Consider the following 18510-nt stretch of genomic DNA (forward strand, 5'->3'; position numbering starts at 1 on the left):
CTTAATCTAAACTCGCTTGATCTGGTCTATGATGTCACGGTCGTGCCAACATTGACCGCCAGCGATCGCGGTAATCACGCAGCGCTTCGGCCGCTGGCAGAGGCGCCAAGGTGGCCGCCACGGGTTCGGGCGGCACCGCTTCGCCCGCCAGCCACAGCACGGCGGCGGTGATGCCGCCCCGCGTCCCGCCGGCCGCCACGGGGTCCGCCGGGCGCAGGCTTTGCAATACGGCCGGGAACAGCGGATTCGCAGCGAAAGGTCCATCGACCAGGATGGCACCAGCGACACCGAGGCGATCGAGAATGAGATCGGCCATCAGGGCGCAATAGAGCGTGGCGAGTGCCGCGCGCCCTTCAGGCGCCAAAAGCGCGGCCTGCACGACGCGGCCCTCATGCCCCTGGCAGGGCCCCCCTAGGGCGAAGCTCGGCAGGGCCATGGCATCCGCCGCCAGCACCGCGTTCAAGCCGTCCAGGCTGGGCGGCACACCCCGCGCTGTCTCTCCGGCGATGGTCGCGTATTCGCGCCCGCCCATGAAACGCGCGGTAGCGGTCGGCACCCCCAGCGCATCGACATTGGCGAGCATATCCTCCGCCTCGCGCAGCCGGGTGAGGTCGGCGCCCTTGGCCAGGATGATGCACCAGGTGCCGCTAGAAATAACGGTGAAGGGACCGTCCTCCGCCCGCGCCACGCGGTGCGACAGGTAGGAGGCGTTAGAATCGTGAATGCCACAGATCACGGCGCAATCTGCTGGCAGTCCCGTGGCCTCCGCCACGTCCTGCCGCAACGGCCCGAGCACGTCCTTGGCCGCGCGCAGGGGCGGCATTAGCGCGCCCCAGCCTTGCCGCAGCACGAGGCCGGAGAAGGTGCCGTCGGAGGGGTTCCACAGGTCGCTGTGGCAGCCGAGCGAGGTCACTTCGCTCGCCGCCACGCCGCTCAACCGCCAGGACCAATATTGCGGATAGGCCAGGATACGCTGCGTGCGCAGGAACAGATCCGGCATTTGCGTTTGGAGAAAGAAGAGCTGCGTGCCGACATTCAGCCCCGCCGGGAGGGACGGCGATAGCGTCTTGGCGAAACCGTCGCGCGCGGCCGCATAGTCCGCGCGGACCTCGTCGAAGCAGGTATTCTCGTAGTCGGGGGCGATGAGGATCTCGCCTTCCCCATCCACCAGCACGATGGCGGCGCCGTGGGCCACGGGCAGGATGGCGCGGATGCGGTGTCTGTCCGGCGCCTTGGCCAGTTCCGCGATCAGCCAGGCCTCAATGCCATAGACATCGAGTTGGCGCATGAGCGGCGTCTCGACCGCAGGCGACGCACGCTCGACGGACCAGACAGTCGCGCCGCCCGCAGCCTCCACCAGCATCAGCTTGGCGTTGGTCTTGCCGATGTCGATGACGGCGATCAGCGCGCTCATGGTCAGTCCAGATGAAAGACGGGCTGCAAGGGCACCACGACAGGCGAGCTATCCGGGTTGGTCGCCATGATGTCACCCATGAAGCCCCACCAGCGCTGCATCACATCATGAGACGGCAACGCGTCCATGCCGTGATCCGCCTTGCGTCTCAGCACGGCAAAGAGTGCCAAGGTCTCGGGGTCGAGGAAGATGCTGTAGTCGCTGATGCCGGCATCCTTCAGCAGCGCCACGAGTTCGGGCCAGATCTCGTCATGGCGGCGGGTGTAGTCCGCCGCCTGGCCGGCATTGAGTTGCATCCGGAAGGCGATTTGTTCCATCGCCTTAATGTCGTCGCCGCTTGCCGGAATAGCCGAGTGCGGCGGAGAGCGCGACGACGCCGATCAGCAAGCCGCCGGTGATGATGGCCAGCACGATGCCCGGCACGTTGAGCAGCGATAGCCCGAAGGTGACAAGGCCGATCAGCAGCGCCGCCAGCACAACGCCGAGAATAGACCCCTGGCCGCCATCGATCGAAATGCCGCCGAGGATCACCATGGTGATGATCTCAAGCTCCCAGCCCGTGGCGATGGAGGGTCGTGTGGAACCGAGGCGCGAGGTCAGCAGCACCGAAGCGAGCCCTGCCATCGTGCCGAGAAGCGCAAAGATCCAGAACTTGTAGCTATCGACCCGCAGCCCCGACAGCCGGGCGGCAATGGGGTTGGCGCCGATGGCGAAGATGCGCCGGCCGATCACCGTGGTATGCAGGATGATGGCGAAGATCACAGCCAGGACAAGGAACAACACCAACTCGAAGGAAATCGGCCCCACCACATAGCCCTGGCCGAAATAGGCGAAGTTGGGGTGATAGGCCTTCAGCACACGGTCGCCGACCAGCGCGTAGGCGATGCCGCGAAACAGGCTCAGCGTGCCGATGGTGGCGACGATGGAGGGCACGCGAAACACCGTGACCAGCACCGCGTTGAAGCAGCCCGCGAAGAAGCCCACCACGATGCCGGTGACAACGACGATGGGCGTGCCGAAACCAGCGGCGGCGACCATGCCCATCAGCACCGAAGCGAGCGCCATTGTGCTGCCGACTGAAATGTCGATCTCCCCCATGATGATCAGGAAGGCCATCGGCAGCGCCACGATCGCGCGTTCGGTGAAATTGAAGCTCGCGTCCGACAGCGTCCAGGGATCGAGAAAATAGGGTGACAGGCGCGTGTTGAGCAGGAAATCCGCCAGCACCACCAAGGCGAGGAGCGATTCCCAGCGCAGCAGCTTTCGCCAGGTGAAGGGCACGCGGCCACTGTCGCGCGCGACGAAGGGGCGGGACACGGTGCTCATGGCCCCGCCTCCGCACGTTCCAGAATGCGGCGGCCATGGCTCTTGCGATAGGTGCCCGCGTTGAGGATCACGGCGATGGTGATCACCAAGCCACTCACGGCCATCTGGAAGAAGGGGGAGATGCCAACCACCGGCAGGGCGTTCTTGATGATGCCGAGGAACAGCGCGCCGATCACCACGCCCACCACACCGCCGACGCCGCCGGTGATGGAGACGCCGCCGATGACGCAGGCGGCGATGACCTGCAACTCGAAGCCCGAGGCAACATCGGTATAAGCGACCGCAAAGCGCGCGACCCACAGATAGCCGGCGAGGCCCGCGATGGCCCCTGACAGGATGAAGGCGAGGCACTGCATGCGCCCGACATCAATGCCCGCATAGCCCGCCGCGTTGGGGTTGTTGCCCGCCGCATACAGGTTCCGACCGGACACCGTATAGCGCAGGAACAGGAAGGCGAGCACCGCCACGATGATGGCGATCCAACTCAGCACACTGATGCCCAGCACCGGCGCGCGCACGAAGCTCAGGAACAGGGGTGACATCTGGCCGCTATTCACCCAGGCACCGCCGGACGCGACATAGACCAGACCGCGATAGACCGACAGCGTGCCGAGCGTCGCGACGATGGAGGGCACGCGAAACTTCCAGGCCAGCAGTCCGTTGAACAGACCCAGCGCCGCGCCCATGGCGATAGAAATCACCAGCACCGGCACGATGCCCAGGCCGGGATGCGCGGCATTGAACAGCGCCACCACCATGCCGGTGAGCGCGGCATTGGCCGCGACCGACAGATCGACGCCGCGCGTCAGCAGCACGAACATTTCGCCAATGGCGAACATGATCAGCAGCGCCGTATCGTCAAACAACGACTTCAGGTTGCCGATATGGATGAAGGACGGAAAGGCGATCGTCACCGCCGCAAGCAGCAGCAAGGTCAGCAGGCCGAGGCCTGCCTCATGCGGCAGCTTCTTCAGTGTGAATGAGGGTTTAGGCATCGGTCGCCGCCTTCACGATAATCTCGGGTGTCGCTTCGGCGCGGGTGAAGTTCGCGCGTATCCTGCCGCGCCGCATGACCAGCACGCGGTCCGCCATGCCCAGAACTTCCGGCAATTCGGAGGAGACCATGATGATGCCCAGGCCTTGGGCCACCATCTCCCCCATCAGGCGATAGACGGCGGTCTTAGCGCCGACATCGATGCCCTTGGTCGGCTCGTCCATGATCAGCACCTGCGGGTTGGTCGCGAGCCATTTGGCAATGACCACCTTCTGCTGATTGCCGCCTGACAATTCCTCCAGCCGCTGTGACACGCCGGAGGTTTTGATCTGGAGCTGCGTCACATACTCGGCGGCCAGCGCCCGTTCCTCGGCAGGGCGCATGAAACCCCAATGCGACAGACGGGACAGGCTGGGCAGCACGATGTTGCTGCTGATCGGAAAGCGCAGGATGGCGCCCTGGATCTGCCGATCCTCAGGCACATAGGCGATGCCCTCACGAATGGCATCCTCGGGGGAGTGGATCTTCAAGGCCCGACCATCGAGCGTGACACTGCCGCTATCGGCGCGGGACAGACCAAACACGGCCTGCATGACTTCGCTGCGGCCTGCGCCGACGAGGCCGTAGACGCCGAGGATTTCGCCCCGCCGCAGGGAGAAACTGACATCGGCGAATTCCTCGCCGCGCGACAGATGATCGACGCGAAACAGTTCCTCGCCGATCGGCACATCGATCTTGGGAAAAATATTCTCGACCGATCGGCCGACCATCATGGAAATGAGCTGATCCCGCGTGACATCGGCAATCAGACCCTGACCCACGGCCGCACCGTCGCGGAACACCGCATAGCGATCGGCGACGTCGAAGATTTCCTCGAACTTGTGGCTGATGAACAGCACCGCGCGCCCCTCTGCCTTGAGGCGGCGCACGATCGTGAACAGCTCATCGACTTCGCGATGCGACAAGGCGGCGGTCGGCTCGTCCATGATGACGATCCGCGCCTCATGGGACAGCGCGCGCGCGATCTGCACGAGGTGTTTCTGCGCCACGCTCAACTGGCGCATCGGCATGGCGGGATCGATGCGGGGATCGAGCCCCGCAAGGATGGTCTTGGCGCGGCTGCGCATGGTCGCCCAGTCGATCATGCCGCGCTTACGGGGCCGATCGGCCACGAAGATATTCTCGGCGACCGAAAGATCGTCGAACACGACGGCTTCCTGATGAATGGCGCTGATGCCGAGCCGACCCGCGCCATCGGCCGAACCAATAGTCACCGGCTGCCCGTTTAACCGGATGACGCCTTCGTCGGCCTGGTGAACACCCGTGAGGATTTTCACCAGGGTCGACTTGCCGGCACCGTTCTCACCGATGAGCGCCGTCACCTCACCCGCATAGAGGTCGAGTTCGCCCCGCACCAGCGCGCGCACGCCGGCGAAGGACTTCGTGACACCCGACAGGCTGAGGATCGGTTCGCTCATCGTTTTAGTCTCGATCAGAAGATCTTGGCGAACTGCTCGACGTTGGACTTGTCATAGGTGAACGGCACGGCCATCGCGCCGACGCCGTCATCGTCGAAAGCAATGCTGCCCATCCGGCCGGCGGGCAGGCTGTTGCCCGGACCCTTGGCACCCTTGACCAGATCGACGGCCACTTCGATCACGGCATAACCGAGGTCGATCGGGTTCCAGATCGCGAAGCTCTTCATCGCGCCGGACATGACATGGCCGGCGCATTCCGAGGGCAGACCCAGACCGGTGACATAGACCTGGCCGACCTTCTTCGCGTCCTCGACCGCCTTGGCGCTGGCGACGATGCCGACCGAACTCGGTGACACGATCACCTTCAGGTCGGGATACTTCTGCAGCAGCGCGGTCGCTTCGCGGTAGCTGTCATCGGCAAGGTCGTTGCCATAGACGGTGGAGACGAGGTCTAGACCGGGATACTTGGACAGGTTCTGCTTCATGACCGCGATCCAGGCATTCTGGTTGGTCGAGGTCGGCGTCGCGGACACGATGGCGATCTTGCCGGAAGCCGACGCGTCAGCGGCCAACTTATCGAGCGCCTCGCCGATCAGTGCGTCCGAGGACGGCGCGAGATGAACGATCCGGCCGCCGGGGCTGATGGCGCTGTCGTACGAAATCACCTTGATGCCGCGTTCGATGGCACGCTTGCAGACGGGCACGAGCGCATCCGGGTCATTGGCGGAAATCGCGATGGCATCGACATGCTGGGCGATCAGCGCCTGAATGACCTCAATCTGGCCTTCGGCCGTCGTCGTCGTCGGGCCGGTGAAGATCACCTCCACGCCGCCGATAGCCTTGGCGGCTTCCTGGCCACCCTTATCGACGGCGACAAAGAAACCGTTGCCGAGCGACTTGGCCACCAGACCCACGCGGATGGTGCCGGCCGCGCGCGCCGGAAGCGCGAAGGATGCCGGAATGGCAGCGGCGCCCATGACGGCGGCACCGGTCTTGATAAAGCCTCTACGATTCATTGTGGTCTCTCCCTTGGTTGTTCCGACGATTCTGCCGTCGTTTTTTGGTGCTCTCGGCTACGCTCCAGCTTCGCTCACGCGACGTGCAGAAATCCTTTACCGTCCGCCTCGCTGCTGGGCTCAAGGTCGGTGGCAACAACCACCTCGACCCCCGCCGCGCGCAGCATCTCCAATTCCTCCGGCGCCACACCGCTATCCGTGATCACCGTGGTGATCCGCGAAAGCGGCGCCACGATCATCGAGGAGCGCTGACGCAGCTTGCGGCTATCGGCCATGACAACCAGCTTTTCGGCGCATTCCAGCAGCTTCATCTCGGCCTGCACCACAAGCGGGTCAGTTTCCATCATGCCAAAGCTATTGAGGCCGTAGCAGCCGGTGAACAGGATGCGGCCCCAGAAATGCTTGGTCGTGTCCTGCGCGAAAGGGCTCAGCACGATGCTTTGCTGGGGATACAGGGTGCCGCCGGGCATGGTGATGCGATGCCCGCTTTCCTGCATCAGCTCCGTCGCGATCGGAAAGGAATTGGTCAGGATGTCGAGCTTCACGCCCTTGAGGAATTCAGCCAGGCGATAGGTCGTGGTCCCGCCATTGATGACGACGCTGTCGCCGTCTTCGATCATGGCCGCCGCGACACGGGCGATGGCACGCTTTTCGGCGAAACACACCCGCTCCTCGGTCGCAAAATGGGCCGCGCCAAGATGCGCCTGGTGCCGGGGCCGCAGCGCTTCCGCGCCGCCGCGCACACGGCGCAGTTCCCCCCGGTCGGCCATCGCATTGATGTCACGCCGGATCGTCGCCTCTGACGCGGTCAAAAGCTCCACCAACTCCGTCACCGAAACGACAGAGCGATCCTCGACCAGGTTGAGTATGATGCGATGACGCTCGCGTTCGAGCACGTTTGGAGGTTTCCTTAGTTCTTGCGGGAAGAAGGCGTCAGAATCGGTCACTCGTCAAGCAGGTTCTTTCAGATTTTGATCGCTTACGCCCGAAGATGGTTGATCGGCGCGCCCGTCTGGAATAGGAACATGCCGAAGCCCTGGACGATCGCTGACCAGAACCTGGTCACGCCAACAAGGGCTAGCGGGAGGATCGACACATGGACGTCGTGGACCACGTATCTCTGTTGGACAATCGGTGGGACGACGCCGTCGCGGCCAGCCTGAGCCCGGAGGCGCTGCTGGTCTATCGCTCCAACCTGCTTGGCTCCGACAAGCGGATCACCAATTACGGCGGCGGCAATACATCCTCCAAGCTCGACATGCGCGATCCGCTGACCGGGGAGACCGTGAAGGTTCTCTGGGTCAAAGGCTCCGGCGGCGATATCGGCAGCATCACGCTGGATGGGTTCTCGACCCTCTATATGGATCGTCTCATCTCGCTCCAGGGCCTCTACAAGAGCCCGGCGCAGGAAGATGAGATGGTCGGCCTCTACAACCATTGCACCTTCAACCTGAACCCGCGTGCGACCAGCATCGATACCGCGCTGCACGGCTTTATCAATCACCCCCATGTCGATCACGTGCATCCAGATGCGATCATCGCCATCGCCGCCTCGGCAGACAGCCGCGCCCTGACTCAGGAGATTTTCGGGGACAGCATCGGCTGGGTGCCCTGGCGCCGTCCCGGCTTCGAACTCGGCCTGTGGCTGAAGAAGTTTTCCGACGAGAACCCAAACGCCCGTGGCCTCGTGCTGGAAGCGCATGGCCTGTTCACCTGGGGCGAGACGCAGAAAGAATGTTACGAGACGACGCTGGACGTCATCAACAAGGCGATCAGCTTCCTGGCCGAGCGCAGCCGCGGGAAAGTCATCTTCGGGGGGGAGCGCATCGCACCCGCCGCGACCGAAACCCGCCGCGCCGTCGCCGCCTCGCTCATGCCCGTCATTCGCGGCCTGATCAGCAAGAACGGCCCGCTCAAGCTCGGTCATTTCGACGATTCGCCCGAAGTGCTGCAATTCGTCGGCAGCCACGCCCTGGCCGCGCTGGCGCCGCTCGGCACCTCCTGCCCCGACCATTTCCTGCGCACGAAGATCGCGCCGCTTGTGCTGGATTTCGATCCCGCAACGCAGACGGCCGCAGACCTGCTGCCCAGCCTGGATGCGGCGCTCGACGCCTATCGCAAGTCCTATGCGGCCTATTATGAGCGCTGCAAGCACGATAACAGCCCGAAGATGCGCGATCCGAACGCGGTCGTTTACCTGATTCCCGGCATTGGCATGCTCACCTTCGCGAATGATAAAGCGACCGCGCGCATCGCCGGCGAATTCTACACCAACGCCATCAACGTGATGCGCGGCGCCTCCACTGTGTCCACCTACCGCGGTCTGCCAGAGCAGGAAGCCTTCGACATCGAATATTGGCTGCTGGAGGAAGCAAAGCTTTCGCGGATGCCCAAACCCCGCGCCATGGCCGGCAAGGTTGCTTTCATCACCGGCGGCGCCGGTGGCATCGGCATGGCGACGGCCCGCCGCCTGATGCAGGACGGCGCTTGCGTCGTGCTGTGTGACATCAGCCGCGATGTTTTGGAAACCTCGAAAGCGGAACTGGCCAAGAGCTTTGGCGCAGACGTCGTCAGCACCGTCTGGGCGGACGTCACCAAGGAAGACGCCCTCATCGCCGCCTTCCAGGATGCGGCGGCGGCCTTCGGCGGCCTCGACATCTGCGTTTGCAATGCGGGCATCGCTTCCGCCGCGCCGTTGGAGGATACCAGCCTCGCCCTGTGGCAGAAGAACATCGACATCCTGGCGACAGGCTATTTCCTGACCGCGCGTGAAGCCTTCCGCCTGATGAAGAGCCAGGGCCTCGGCGGCTCCATCATCATGGTCGCCAGCAAGAACGCGCTCGTCGCCTCCCCTGGCGCCGCCGCCTATTGCACCGCCAAAGCGTCGGAACTGCATCTGTCGCGCTGCGTCGCCCTCGAAGGTGCGCCTCTCGGCATCCGCTCCAATGTCGTCAACCCGGACGCCGTCCTGCGGGGCTCGCGCATTTGGAAGGGCGAATGGGGCGATCAACGCGCCGCAAGCTATAACAAGGGTTCGGTGGACGAACTCGAAGCCGTCTATCGAGACCGTTCGCTGCTGAAGCTGAGTGTCTTCCCGGAAGATATCGCCGAGGGCATCGCCTTCTTCGCCTCCGATATTTCCGCCAAATCCACCGGCAATATCATCAATGTCGATGCCGGCAACGCCAACGCCTTTACGCGGTGAGCATCATGGATCAGGTCACCATCCCGGCTTTGGATCAGGACTTCATCGCCGCGCAAAACGCACCTCTCGCTAAAGCGTTGAACGAGGATTACGCGGCCCTCGGCCGTGTTCTCGACCGGCGCGGCATCGCGATCGACGCGATCACCACGGCTGTCGGCGGCTTCGCCGTCGCGGCGCCCACCTGGGCCGTGGGCTCGGGCGGCACGCGCTTCGCCCGCTTCCCGATGGGCGGCGAGCCGCGCAACATCTTCGACAAGCTGGATGATTGCGCCGTCGTCCACGGCCTCGCCAGCGCCACGCCCACCGTTTCCCCGCATTTTCCCTGGGACGAGACCGAAGATATGGCGGCGGTGAAGGACTACGCGGCAGCCCTCGGCCTCGGCTTCGATGCCGTCAATTCCAATACCTTCCAGGATCATCCCGGCAACGCCTTGCATCCGCTGTCCTATAAATACGGCAGCCTCAGCCATACCGACGCTGCCGTGCGCGCCCAGGCCGTGGCGCATAACATCCGCTGCGTGGAACTCGGTGAAAAGCTCGGTTCCAAGGCCCTCACGGTCTGGATCGGCGACGGCGCCAATTTCCCTGGGCAGCAGCATTTCGGCCGCGCCTTCGACCGGTATATCCAGAGCACCCAGGCGATCTATGCCGGCATGCCCAGTGACTGGTCCCTGTTCCTTGAACACAAGATGTTCGAGCCCGCCTTCTATGCGACGGTGATCCAGGACTGGGGCTCCTCACTGCTGGCGGCTCAGGCGACCGGCGACCGCTGCCTGTGCCTCGTCGATCTCGGCCATCACGCGCCGAACGTGAATATCGAGATGATCGTCTCGCGTCTCATTCATGCCCGCAAGCTCGCCGGCTTTCACTTCAACGATTCGAAATACGGCGATGACGATCTCGATGCTGGCGCCATCGAGCCTTATCGCCTGTTCCTGGTGTTCAACGAGTTGGTCGAGGCGGCCTATCGCCACACACCGGGCTTCAAGCCATCCTATATGCTTGACCAGTCCCATAACGTGACCGACCCGATTGAAAGCCTGATGACCAGCGCGGTCGAGGTGCAGCGCGCCTATGCCCAGGCCCTGCTGGTGGACCGCGCCGCGCTCGACGGCTTCCAAGACGCCAACGACCCGATGATGGCGAGCCAGACGCTGAAGGCCGCCTTCACCACCGATGTGCAGCCGATCCTTGCCATGGCGCGATCGCATAAACATGCCGCGATCAATCCCCTCGCCGCCTACCGGGCGAGCGGCTATCGCGCGGCGGCGGCGAAGGTTCGGCCTGCCAAGAGCGGGGGCAGCGGCGGCATCGTGTAAGCGGCGATCCCGTCATGGTCGGCGAAGGCCGACCATCCACGCCTTACGACGGAGCCGCCTCCCGAAGGAAGGCGTGGATCCTCGGCCTTCGCCGAGGATGACGAGTGTGTGGGATGCCGGGACTTGCCTTGCTGCCAACAGACAGCGGGTCGATAATCCTGCTCAACCGGGCACGTCGCCCGGAAACCCGGAGATTGGCGCGATGAAACTACTGCGTTACGGCCCTGCGGGCGCGGAAAAACCTGGCCTGCTCGATGCGCAGGGCCAGATCCGCGACCTGTCCGGCCATATCCAAGACCTGACGCCGGACCAGCTGTCCCCGACGGCCCTGGCCAAGCTCGCGGCGATCGACCCGGCGAGCCTGCCTTTGGTCCCCGGCACCCCCCGCTACGGTGCGCCCGTCACCGGCGTTGGGAAATTCCTCGCCATCGGCCTGAACTATGCCGATCATGCGGCCGAATCCAATCTGCCGATCCCCAAGGAGCCGATCGTCTTCAACAAGACGGTGACCTCGCTCTGCGGTCCGAACGACACCGTGGTCATCCCCAAGAAGTCCGTGAAATCCGATTGGGAAGTCGAACTCGGCATCATCATCGGCACCAAGGCGCAGTATGTGGACGAGGCGACGGCCCTCGATTACGTCGCCGGCTATTGCCTGATCAATGACGTCTCCGAGCGGGAATGGCAGATCGAGCGCGGCGGCACCTGGGACAAGGGCAAGGGCTGCGACACCTTCGGACCCACTGGACCTTGGCTCGTCACCAAAGACGAAGTGGGTGACGTGCAGTCGCTGGGCATGTGGCTGGACGTGAACGGTCGCCGCATGCAGACAGGCACCACGAAGACCATGATCTTCGGCGCGGCGGTTCTGGTCAGCTACGTCAGCCAGTTCATGACGCTGATGCCGGGTGACATCATCACCACCGGCACGCCGCCTGGCGTCGGCATGGGCATGAAGCCCGAGCCCGTGTTCCTCAAGCCTGGCGACATCATGACGCTGGGCATCGACAAGCTCGGCGAGCAGCGCCAGGACGTCGTCGCCTGGACCGCGCCCGTCTGATGCGCGTCGGCCTCGCGATTCCCTGCTTCATCGATTCCTTTTTCCCTGAAGTGGGGATCGCGACGCTCGAACTGTTGGAACGGCTGGGCGTGGACGTGGTCTATCCGCAAGGGCAGACCTGTTGCGGCCAGCCGATGGCCAATAACGGCTGCAATAGCGCCGCCAGTGGCACCGAGGCGCATTTCGCGCGTCTGTTTGCCGGCTTCGATGCCGTGGTGATGCCCTCAGCAAGTTGCGTGAACCATTTGCGCAAGCATATGGACGCCGTACCGCAGACCGCCGAAGTTCAGCATCTGCGCGCCAATATCTACGAACTCGTGGAATTCCTGCATGATGTGCTGAATGCGCGGGAGTTTCCCTGGGCGGAGTTTCCACACAAGGTCGGGCTGCACAATAGCTGCACGGCGCTACGCTCCCTGCATGCCGCGAGCATCTCCGAAATCGATGAGACGACGCCCTTCTCCAAGCCAATGGACTTGCTGGCCGGTGTGCGCGGCATCGCCTTCGTGGAACCCACGCGGCCCGATGAATGCTGCGGCTTCGGCGGCACGTTTTCGGTGAACGAGGATGCGGTCTCCGGCCTCATGGGGCTCGAAAAGGTGCAGGACCACGCGCGGGCGGGCGCTGAGTATATCGTCTCGGCCGATACCTCCTGCTTGATGCATCAACAGGGCTGCGCGCGCCGCGCCGGGCTGCCGCTGCGCTTCATCCATATCGCACAGATTCTCAACGGGGCGCGGGCATGAGCGCCAAAATCCATGATCCCGTGGATCACGCTGGCGCCGCCGCGAAGTTCATCACCGATGAGGCGCATCTGACGTTCCACGACACCCGTTTGTGGGAGATGCGCCAGAAGCGGGACGGCCAGATGCATGGCGTGCCCGAATGGCAGGAACTGCGGGACCTTGCCTCCGCCATCAAGGAACATACGCTCAGCCGTCTGCCCGAATATCTGGAGCAGTTCGAGGCGCAGGCGATCGCCCATGGCGTGCAGGTGCATTGGGCACGCGATGCTGCCGAGCACAATGCCATCGTGCTGCGCCTGCTGCGCGAAAACAATGCCAAGACCTTGGTCAAGTCGAAGTCGATGCTGACGGAGGAGTGCGAGATGGCACCCTTCCTGGAACGCCATGGCATCACCTTGACCGAGACCGATCTGGGCGAGCGCATCCAGCAATTGGACAATGAATCACCGAGCCATATCGTGGTCCCGTCCGTGCATAAACTGCGCGCGGATGTGGCGCGGGTCTTTGCCAAGACCATCGGCGGCGATCCGAACAATACAGACGCCACCTATCTCGCCGAGCATTGCCGCGTCACCACCCGACCACTGATGCTCGATGCCGATGCTGGCATGACCGGCGCCAATTTCCTGGTCGCCGAAACTGGTGCCGTCGTCGTCTGCACCAATGAAGGCAATGCCGATCTCAGCGCGAATCTGCCGAAGCTGCATATCGTCTCCGCGGGAATCGAAAAACTCATTCCCCGTCAGGCGGATCTCGGCGTCTTCGTGCGCATCCTGTCGCGCAGCGCGTTGGGTTCGCCGATCACCCAATATACCTCGCATTTTCGCGGGCCGCGGGACGGCGCGCAGATGCATATCATCCTGGTCGATAACGGCCGCTCCAAGCGGTTGGGTCAGGCGGAGTTCTGGACCTCGCTGAAATGCATTCGCTGCGGCGCCTGCATGAATACCTGCCCGGTCTATCGCCGCTCGGGCGGCCTCAGCTATGGCGCCGTCTATTCGGGGCCGATCGGCGCCATCATCAACCCGGCCTATGATCCCGCCCGCTATGCGGCGCTGCCCTTCGCTTCGACGTTGAACGGCAGTTGCACCGCCGTCTGCCCGGTGAAGATCAATATCCATGAGCAGCTTTATGCCTGGCGGCGGATCATCGCCGAGGGCGGCTTGCTGCCCGCCCAGAAGGCGCTCGCGATGCGCGTCGCCGGCGCGGTGCTGGCGTCCCCCACGCTCTACCGCCTCGCGACCGCGGCGGCCCGCATGGCGGTGCGACGGCTGCCGCGCGCCCTGCTCTACAATCGTCTCAACGGCTGGGGTCGGGACCGCGAATTGCCGACACCGCCGAAAGAAAGCTTCGCCGCCTGGCATGCGCGCCGAAAGAAAGCGGGATGAGCGCGCGGGACGATATTCTCGCGGCCTGCCGCGTGTCCCGCCCGCCGGGCGATCATCCGCTGCCCGAACTGCCGCGCTTTCCACGACCGGCGGAGGACGTGCTCTCGGAGTTCCAACGCAGCCTCGCCGTCATGGGCGGGCAATGGCTGAGGCTGGTGGAGGGCGACGATCTTGCAGCCGTCATCCGCGCCCGCGCGCCGAACGGGCTGATCCGGTCAGCGGTGCCGGAATTGCCAGCGTTTCCGCGCGTCGATGCCGTCACTCGGCCGCAGGATCTCGAAAACGTCGATATCGCCGTCGTGCGCGCGCGGTTCGGTGTGGCGGAAACCGGCTCGGTGTTTCTCAGCGACCATGAGTTGCAGGTGAATACCATCGCCTATCTGGCGCAGCATCTGGTGGTGCTTCTGGACCCCGAGGCGATCGTGCCAGGAATCGCCGACGCCTATCTACGTTCCGATTTTTCGCAGGCGCGCTATGTGTCTTTAATGACCGGCCCGTCCGCGACCGCCGATATCGAGGGCGTACTCATTCGCGGCGCCCAAGGCGTGCGGAGCTTGACGGTGATTTTCACGCCTTGACGGTGGAATGCGCTGCGCTTTTCCACCCTACGCTACGTCGTCGGGCGGATGAGCGAAGCGTTATCCGCCATCTCGTTCAATCCGGATCGTAGGACAATGCCTTGTCCAGCGCATTGAGCGTGTTCATCATCCACGCCTGATAGGTCATGCCCTTCGGCAGGGTTTCGGACACCAGCACCACCGGCACGCGCGCGTCCTTGGCGACCTCCAGCAGATGCTTCGTCGCCGCGTTCATCACTTGCGTATTATAGATCAGCAGTTCGACCTCATGCGTGCGCAGATCGTCCTCGATCTCCGCAACAGCTTTCTCGTCCGGCTCCCGGCCGGCCATGATGTCGCGCTGAAACGCGGTGTCTCGCACAGACAGACCCAGGGCTGCCGCCAATAGCCCCAGCACCGGCTCATCCGCCGCCACGGCCATATTGGCATATTGCGCCCGCATCGCATTGATCTTGGCATTGATCGGGTCGAGCGAAGCCTCGAACAATCGGGTGCGATTGCGCAGCGCCTTGCTCGCGGTCGGCTCATCCGTGGCCAGCGCCTGCTTGATCGCCTCAGCAAGCGGCACCGCCATGCCCGGATCGAACCAGAGATGCGGGTTGTAGCCTTGAGCGCGACCCAGAAGCGTGCCGACAACAATCACCTTCCGCCCGACGGCGGCGGTGCCGGCCAGAAGCGCATCGACCCAAGGATCGTAGCCGAGGCCGTTCTCGATCACGAGATCGGCGTGGGCAAAGGCGCGGGCGGCTGACGGACTGGCCGTCACCGCATGGGGATTCTGCGTGGGGTTCGTCAAAAGGCTGGTGATATCGATCTGCGGGCCCGCGATCTGGCGGGCGATATCCGCGTAGACGGATAAGGCGGCCACTATCGCCACGGGGTCGTCCGTGTCAGCGATCGCGACCGCCGCATGGGCGGACGTAGCCTGAAGGCTGGCGACCGCGAGTGCGGCCACCAGCACCAGTCTCTTCATGACCGCCGAGATTAGCCGGCGACTTCCGCGAGCGTCTCATGCGCCGCGCGCACCACTGCCTCGGTCGTGATGTCGAACTTCTTGTAGACATCGCCGATCTTGCCGGAGGCGCCGAAGCCATGCATGCCGATGAAGCGGCCCTGGAAGCCGATATACCGCTCCCAGCCCATTTCGACGGCGGCTTCCACCGCAACGCGTGCATGGGTCGCGCCCATGACGGCCTTCTTATACGCGGCATCCTGCTCTTCGAAGATCAGGCGGCAGGGCATGGACACCACTGCCGTGGGGATGCCTTCCTTCTGCAGGATGTCGCGCGCCTCGACCGCGAGATGCAGCTCCGACCCTGTGCCGATGATCGTGAGCTTGCGCTCGCCGCCTTCGGCTTCGAGCAGGACATAGGCACCCTTGGCCGACTTGTTATCGGTGCCGGGCTCGTGGCGCAGCAGCGGCATCGGCTGACGCGACAGGGCGATCAGCGCGGCCTGGCGCGGGGCCTCCAGGATCAGCTCCCAACACTCGGCGGTCTCGACCGGGTCACCCGGGCGATAGACGGCGAGATGCGGAATGGCCCGCAGCGCGGCGAGTTGCTCAACCGGCTGATGGGTCGGGCCGTCCTCGCCCAGGCCGATCGAGTCATGGGTCATGACGAAAATGGTGCGGATTTGCATCAGCGCGGCGAGGCGGATGGAGGGGCGGCAGTAGTCGGAGAAGCACATGAAGGTGCCGCCGTAGGGGATCAGACCACCATGCAGGGCAATGCCATTCATGGCAGCGGCCATGCCGTGCTCGCGCACGCCGTAATGCATATAGGTGCCGCTGTAATCGTCGGGCTTGATCTCGATCATGCCCTTCGCCTTGGTATTGTTCGACGGCGTCAGATCGGCCGAACCTCCCAGCAGCTCCGGGATGGCGGCGGCGAGATGATCGAGTACCGCGCCACTGGCGGACCGCGTCGCCATTTCCTTGCCGCTGGCGATGAATTCGGCGCGGGCGGCGGCGATGGCCTTCTTCCAATCCGCAGGAAGTTCGCCGTCGTTGCGACGCGCGAACTCGGTCCGCAGAGCCTCGGGCGCGGCCTTGACGCGATCGGCCCAGGCCATGCGCGCGGCGCTGCCCTTGGCGCCGATCTCGCGCCACTCGCGCAGCAGGTCTTCGGGGATGACGAAGGGCGGGGAGTCCCAGCCGAGGATCTTCCGTGCGCCGGCGATTTCCTCTTCGCCGGGGGCGTCGCTATGGGCCTTCTGGGTGCCGGCCTTGGTCGGAAAGCCGAAGCCGATGATGGTTTTGCAGGCGATCATCGAGGGCTTGTCGGTCACGGCGCGGGCAGCGGTGATGGCGTCGCGAATGGCATCCGTATCGTGGCCGTCGATTTCCAGGACATGCCAGCCGGAGGCGCGGAAGCGCTCGACCTCATTGTCGGAGACCGAGAGGCTGGTCGCGCCATCGATGGAGATGGAGTTGTTGTCCCAGAAGGCGATGAGGTGGCCGAGCTTGTAGTGGCCCGCCATCGAAATGGCTTCCTGGCTGATGCCCTCCATGAGGCAGCCATCGCCCATGAACACGTAGGTCCAATGCTTGCAGATATCGTCGCCGAATTTGGCGTTCATGATGCGCTCGGCGAGCGCGAAGCCGACCGAGTTGGCGATGCCCTGGCCGAGCGGGCCGGTCGTCGTCTCGATACCCTCGGCATGCCGGTATTCGGGGTGGCCGGCGGTCTTGCTGTCGATCTGGCGGAAGCGCTTCAGCTCATCCAGCGTCATATCCTTGGAGCCGGTCAGATAGAGCAGGCTGTAGAGCAGCATCGAGGCATGGCCGTTCGACAGAATGAAGCGATCGCGATCGAACCAATGCGGGTCGGCCGCATCGAACTGCATGAAATCCTTGTACAAAACGGTCGCGATATCGGCCATGCCCATGGGTGCGCCGGGATGGCCGCTCTTGGCCTGCTGCACGGCGTCCATGGACAGGAAACGGATGCAATCCGCGAGGTCCCGCAGCTGCTGATCGCGGGGCTTGGGCACCGTCTTGACGGCCGGAGGGGGGGTGACGTCAGCCATGATGGAGGCTCCTTCTTCGCGTGATCAACCGAGGTGGATGGGTATGGCATGGCTGCGCGAGCGCCGAAACCATGTGCCCAAAATGCGCGGAAATTTCACGCGGTCGTGCGCCATCGGGCTGTGCTTGTCGAGAGCGCTGTCAGGCGGTAGGGCGGAAAAGCGCAGCGCATTCCGCCACCACGTGCGGAAGGAAGACGGCGGAATGCGCTACGCTTTTCCGCCCTACGCCAAGAAAATCAATTCTCGCGCGTCAGCATGACCAAGGCGGTGCCGGCCCGGATAATGCCGAGCCTCTCGGCCGCGCCCTTAGACAGGTCGATGATGCGACGGCTGGAGAATAGCCGATCCGTGATCGTCACCACGACGGAGTCATCTGTCCCCGGGATGCTCACCAGCACCTTGGTGCCGAACGGCAGCGTCTGATGCGCCGCCGTCATTTCCCGATCGTTGAAAATCTGGCCGCTTGACGTGCGGCGGCCGTTTTCCTTGCCACCATAATAGGATGCGATGCCGCGCTGGCTGTCTGCGAGCATGCGGCTTGAAGCCTCCGGCCGCTCGAAGCTCGCGGTCTGAACGGTCGCGCCATCGAAGGTGCCGATCGGTGAGGCGGAGATACCGGCCGCCTCGGCGCTCCATCCATCGCTATCCCGATGCTCACGATAGGCGATGGCGCGGCCATGACGATGATGCAGATGCAGTGCGAGATGGCTTTTGGAATGCCGGGCCGAGGCGATCCGGGCTGAACCATGGCGGCTGGTTTCGTGCTTCCTGACCTCAGCATGCGCATGGGCGCCGAAGGCAATCATCAGAAGCGGGGCGATGGTCAAAGCCAGGCGCGACTTCATCCCGGGGCTCTCCCTGTCATTGGGCAAGGAGCCGAAGGCCCTTCGCCGTCTTGGCAGACCCGCGTGGCTCCGAGTGAAACGGAACGCTGACGGATCAATTTATTGCGACTC

The 18510-nt window shown here is 63.9% G+C and carries 16 protein-coding genes; 6 read left to right on the forward strand and 10 right to left on the reverse strand.

The window, feature by feature from the left end:
• Nucleotides 1–34 precede the first annotated feature (34 nt).
• The 7 genes from QP803_RS15595 to QP803_RS15625 all read right to left on the reverse strand — a co-directional run bounded on the left by QP803_RS15595 (nt 35) and on the right by QP803_RS15625 (nt 7175).
• Nucleotides 35–1414, reverse strand: a complete 1380-nt coding sequence (locus QP803_RS15595) for an FGGY-family carbohydrate kinase (protein ID WP_284944393.1) — start codon at nt 1412–1414, stop codon at nt 35–37.
• Nucleotides 1415–1416: 2 nt separating this feature from the next.
• Nucleotides 1417–1731: an L-rhamnose mutarotase gene (gene rhaM, locus QP803_RS15600; RefSeq protein WP_284944394.1), complete on the reverse strand. Its 315-nt coding sequence runs from the start codon at nt 1729–1731 to the stop codon at nt 1417–1419.
• A 4-nt stretch (nt 1732–1735) separates the two neighbouring features.
• Nucleotides 1736–2740, reverse strand: a complete 1005-nt coding sequence (locus QP803_RS15605) for an ABC transporter permease (protein WP_284944395.1) — start codon at nt 2738–2740, stop codon at nt 1736–1738.
• The gene (locus QP803_RS15610) at nt 2737–3735 is read right to left on the reverse strand and encodes an ABC transporter permease (RefSeq protein ID WP_284944396.1); all 999 of its coding nucleotides are present in this window, start codon (nt 3733–3735) and stop codon (nt 2737–2739) included. The genes QP803_RS15605 and QP803_RS15610 overlap by 4 nt, the downstream gene beginning before the upstream one ends.
• The gene (locus QP803_RS15615) at nt 3728–5212 is read right to left on the reverse strand and encodes a sugar ABC transporter ATP-binding protein (RefSeq protein ID WP_284944397.1); all 1485 of its coding nucleotides are present in this window, start codon (nt 5210–5212) and stop codon (nt 3728–3730) included. Before QP803_RS15615 ends, QP803_RS15610 begins: the two co-directional genes overlap by 8 nt.
• Nucleotides 5213–5226: 14 nt before the next feature.
• Complete coding sequence (gene rhaS, locus QP803_RS15620) at nt 5227–6228, reverse strand: rhamnose ABC transporter substrate-binding protein (RefSeq protein WP_284944398.1); 1002 nt, start codon at nt 6226–6228, stop codon at nt 5227–5229.
• 74 nt (nt 6229–6302) lie between these two features.
• The gene (locus tag QP803_RS15625; RefSeq protein WP_284944399.1) at nt 6303–7175 is read right to left on the reverse strand and encodes a DeoR/GlpR family DNA-binding transcription regulator; all 873 of its coding nucleotides are present in this window, start codon (nt 7173–7175) and stop codon (nt 6303–6305) included.
• A 149-nt stretch (nt 7176–7324) separates the two neighbouring features.
• Between QP803_RS15625 and QP803_RS15630 the strand changes: the two genes are divergently transcribed.
• The 6 genes from QP803_RS15630 to QP803_RS15655 all read left to right on the forward strand — a co-directional run bounded on the left by QP803_RS15630 (nt 7325) and on the right by QP803_RS15655 (nt 14524).
• A complete protein-coding gene (locus QP803_RS15630; RefSeq protein WP_284944400.1) occupies nt 7325–9433 on the forward strand; it encodes a bifunctional rhamnulose-1-phosphate aldolase/short-chain dehydrogenase in 2109 nt (702 codons plus the stop codon).
• 5 nt (nt 9434–9438) lie between these two features.
• Complete coding sequence (rhaI, locus tag QP803_RS15635) at nt 9439–10752, forward strand: L-rhamnose catabolism isomerase (protein ID WP_284944401.1); 1314 nt, start codon at nt 9439–9441, stop codon at nt 10750–10752.
• A gap of 202 nt (nt 10753–10954) precedes the next feature.
• The gene (locus QP803_RS15640; RefSeq protein WP_284944402.1) at nt 10955–11812 is read left to right on the forward strand and encodes a fumarylacetoacetate hydrolase family protein; all 858 of its coding nucleotides are present in this window, start codon (nt 10955–10957) and stop codon (nt 11810–11812) included.
• Nucleotides 11812–12558: a (Fe-S)-binding protein gene (locus tag QP803_RS15645; RefSeq protein ID WP_284944403.1), complete on the forward strand. Its 747-nt coding sequence runs from the start codon at nt 11812–11814 to the stop codon at nt 12556–12558. Before QP803_RS15640 ends, QP803_RS15645 begins: the two co-directional genes overlap by 1 nt.
• Nucleotides 12555–13946 carry a lactate utilization protein B gene (locus tag QP803_RS15650; RefSeq protein ID WP_284944404.1) on the forward strand — a complete coding sequence of 464 codons (1392 nt, stop codon included), beginning with the start codon at nt 12555–12557 and terminating at the stop codon, nt 13944–13946. Before QP803_RS15645 ends, QP803_RS15650 begins: the two co-directional genes overlap by 4 nt.
• On the forward strand, nt 13943–14524 hold the full coding sequence (locus QP803_RS15655; RefSeq protein WP_284944405.1) for a LutC/YkgG family protein: 582 nt from the start codon (nt 13943–13945) through the stop codon (nt 14522–14524). The genes QP803_RS15650 and QP803_RS15655 overlap by 4 nt, the downstream gene beginning before the upstream one ends.
• A gap of 76 nt (nt 14525–14600) precedes the next feature.
• On the opposite strand, the gene QP803_RS15660 is transcribed toward QP803_RS15655, so the two are convergent.
• The 3 genes from QP803_RS15660 to QP803_RS15670 all read right to left on the reverse strand — a co-directional run bounded on the left by QP803_RS15660 (nt 14601) and on the right by QP803_RS15670 (nt 18399).
• Nucleotides 14601–15497: a metal ABC transporter solute-binding protein, Zn/Mn family gene (locus QP803_RS15660; protein WP_284944406.1), complete on the reverse strand. Its 897-nt coding sequence runs from the start codon at nt 15495–15497 to the stop codon at nt 14601–14603.
• Nucleotides 15498–15508: 11 nt separating this feature from the next.
• A complete protein-coding gene (tkt, locus tag QP803_RS15665; RefSeq protein WP_284944407.1) occupies nt 15509–17554 on the reverse strand; it encodes a transketolase in 2046 nt (681 codons plus the stop codon).
• A gap of 236 nt (nt 17555–17790) precedes the next feature.
• Nucleotides 17791–18399: a septal ring lytic transglycosylase RlpA family protein gene (locus tag QP803_RS15670; protein WP_284944408.1), complete on the reverse strand. Its 609-nt coding sequence runs from the start codon at nt 18397–18399 to the stop codon at nt 17791–17793.
• Between the last annotated feature and the right edge of the window lie 111 nt (nt 18400–18510).

Source organism: Acidisoma sp. PAMC 29798, from assembly GCF_030252425.1.
Lineage (GTDB): Bacteria > Pseudomonadota > Alphaproteobacteria > Acetobacterales > Acetobacteraceae > Acidisoma > Acidisoma cladoniae.

Excerpts from the sequence above, each read along its gene's own strand:
- QP803_RS15615 (WP_284944397.1), bottom strand. The coding sequence starts at position 5,212 with ATGAGCGAACCGATCCTCAGCCTGTCGGGTGTCACGAAGTCCTTCGCC.
- QP803_RS15645 (WP_284944403.1), top strand. The coding sequence starts at position 11,812 with ATGCGCGTCGGCCTCGCGATTCCCTGCTTCATCGATTCCTTTTTCCCT.
- tkt (WP_284944407.1), bottom strand. The coding sequence starts at position 17,554 with ATGGCTGACGTCACCCCCCCTCCGGCCGTCAAGACGGTGCCCAAGCCC.
- QP803_RS15640 (WP_284944402.1), top strand. The coding sequence starts at position 10,955 with ATGAAACTACTGCGTTACGGCCCTGCGGGCGCGGAAAAACCTGGCCTG.
- rhaM (WP_284944394.1), bottom strand. The coding sequence starts at position 1,731 with ATGGAACAAATCGCCTTCCGGATGCAACTCAATGCCGGCCAGGCGGCG.
- QP803_RS15605 (WP_284944395.1), bottom strand. The coding sequence starts at position 2,740 with ATGAGCACCGTGTCCCGCCCCTTCGTCGCGCGCGACAGTGGCCGCGTG.
- QP803_RS15610 (WP_284944396.1), bottom strand. The coding sequence starts at position 3,735 with ATGCCTAAACCCTCATTCACACTGAAGAAGCTGCCGCATGAGGCAGGC.
- QP803_RS15630 (WP_284944400.1), top strand. The coding sequence starts at position 7,325 with ATGGACGTCGTGGACCACGTATCTCTGTTGGACAATCGGTGGGACGAC.
- QP803_RS15655 (WP_284944405.1), top strand. The coding sequence starts at position 13,943 with ATGAGCGCGCGGGACGATATTCTCGCGGCCTGCCGCGTGTCCCGCCCG.
- QP803_RS15650 (WP_284944404.1), top strand. The coding sequence starts at position 12,555 with ATGAGCGCCAAAATCCATGATCCCGTGGATCACGCTGGCGCCGCCGCG.
- QP803_RS15670 (WP_284944408.1), bottom strand. The coding sequence starts at position 18,399 with ATGAAGTCGCGCCTGGCTTTGACCATCGCCCCGCTTCTGATGATTGCC.
- QP803_RS15660 (WP_284944406.1), bottom strand. The coding sequence starts at position 15,497 with ATGAAGAGACTGGTGCTGGTGGCCGCACTCGCGGTCGCCAGCCTTCAG.
- rhaS (WP_284944398.1), bottom strand. The coding sequence starts at position 6,228 with ATGAATCGTAGAGGCTTTATCAAGACCGGTGCCGCCGTCATGGGCGCC.
- rhaI (WP_284944401.1), top strand. The coding sequence starts at position 9,439 with ATGGATCAGGTCACCATCCCGGCTTTGGATCAGGACTTCATCGCCGCG.
- QP803_RS15595 (WP_284944393.1), bottom strand. The coding sequence starts at position 1,414 with ATGAGCGCGCTGATCGCCGTCATCGACATCGGCAAGACCAACGCCAAG.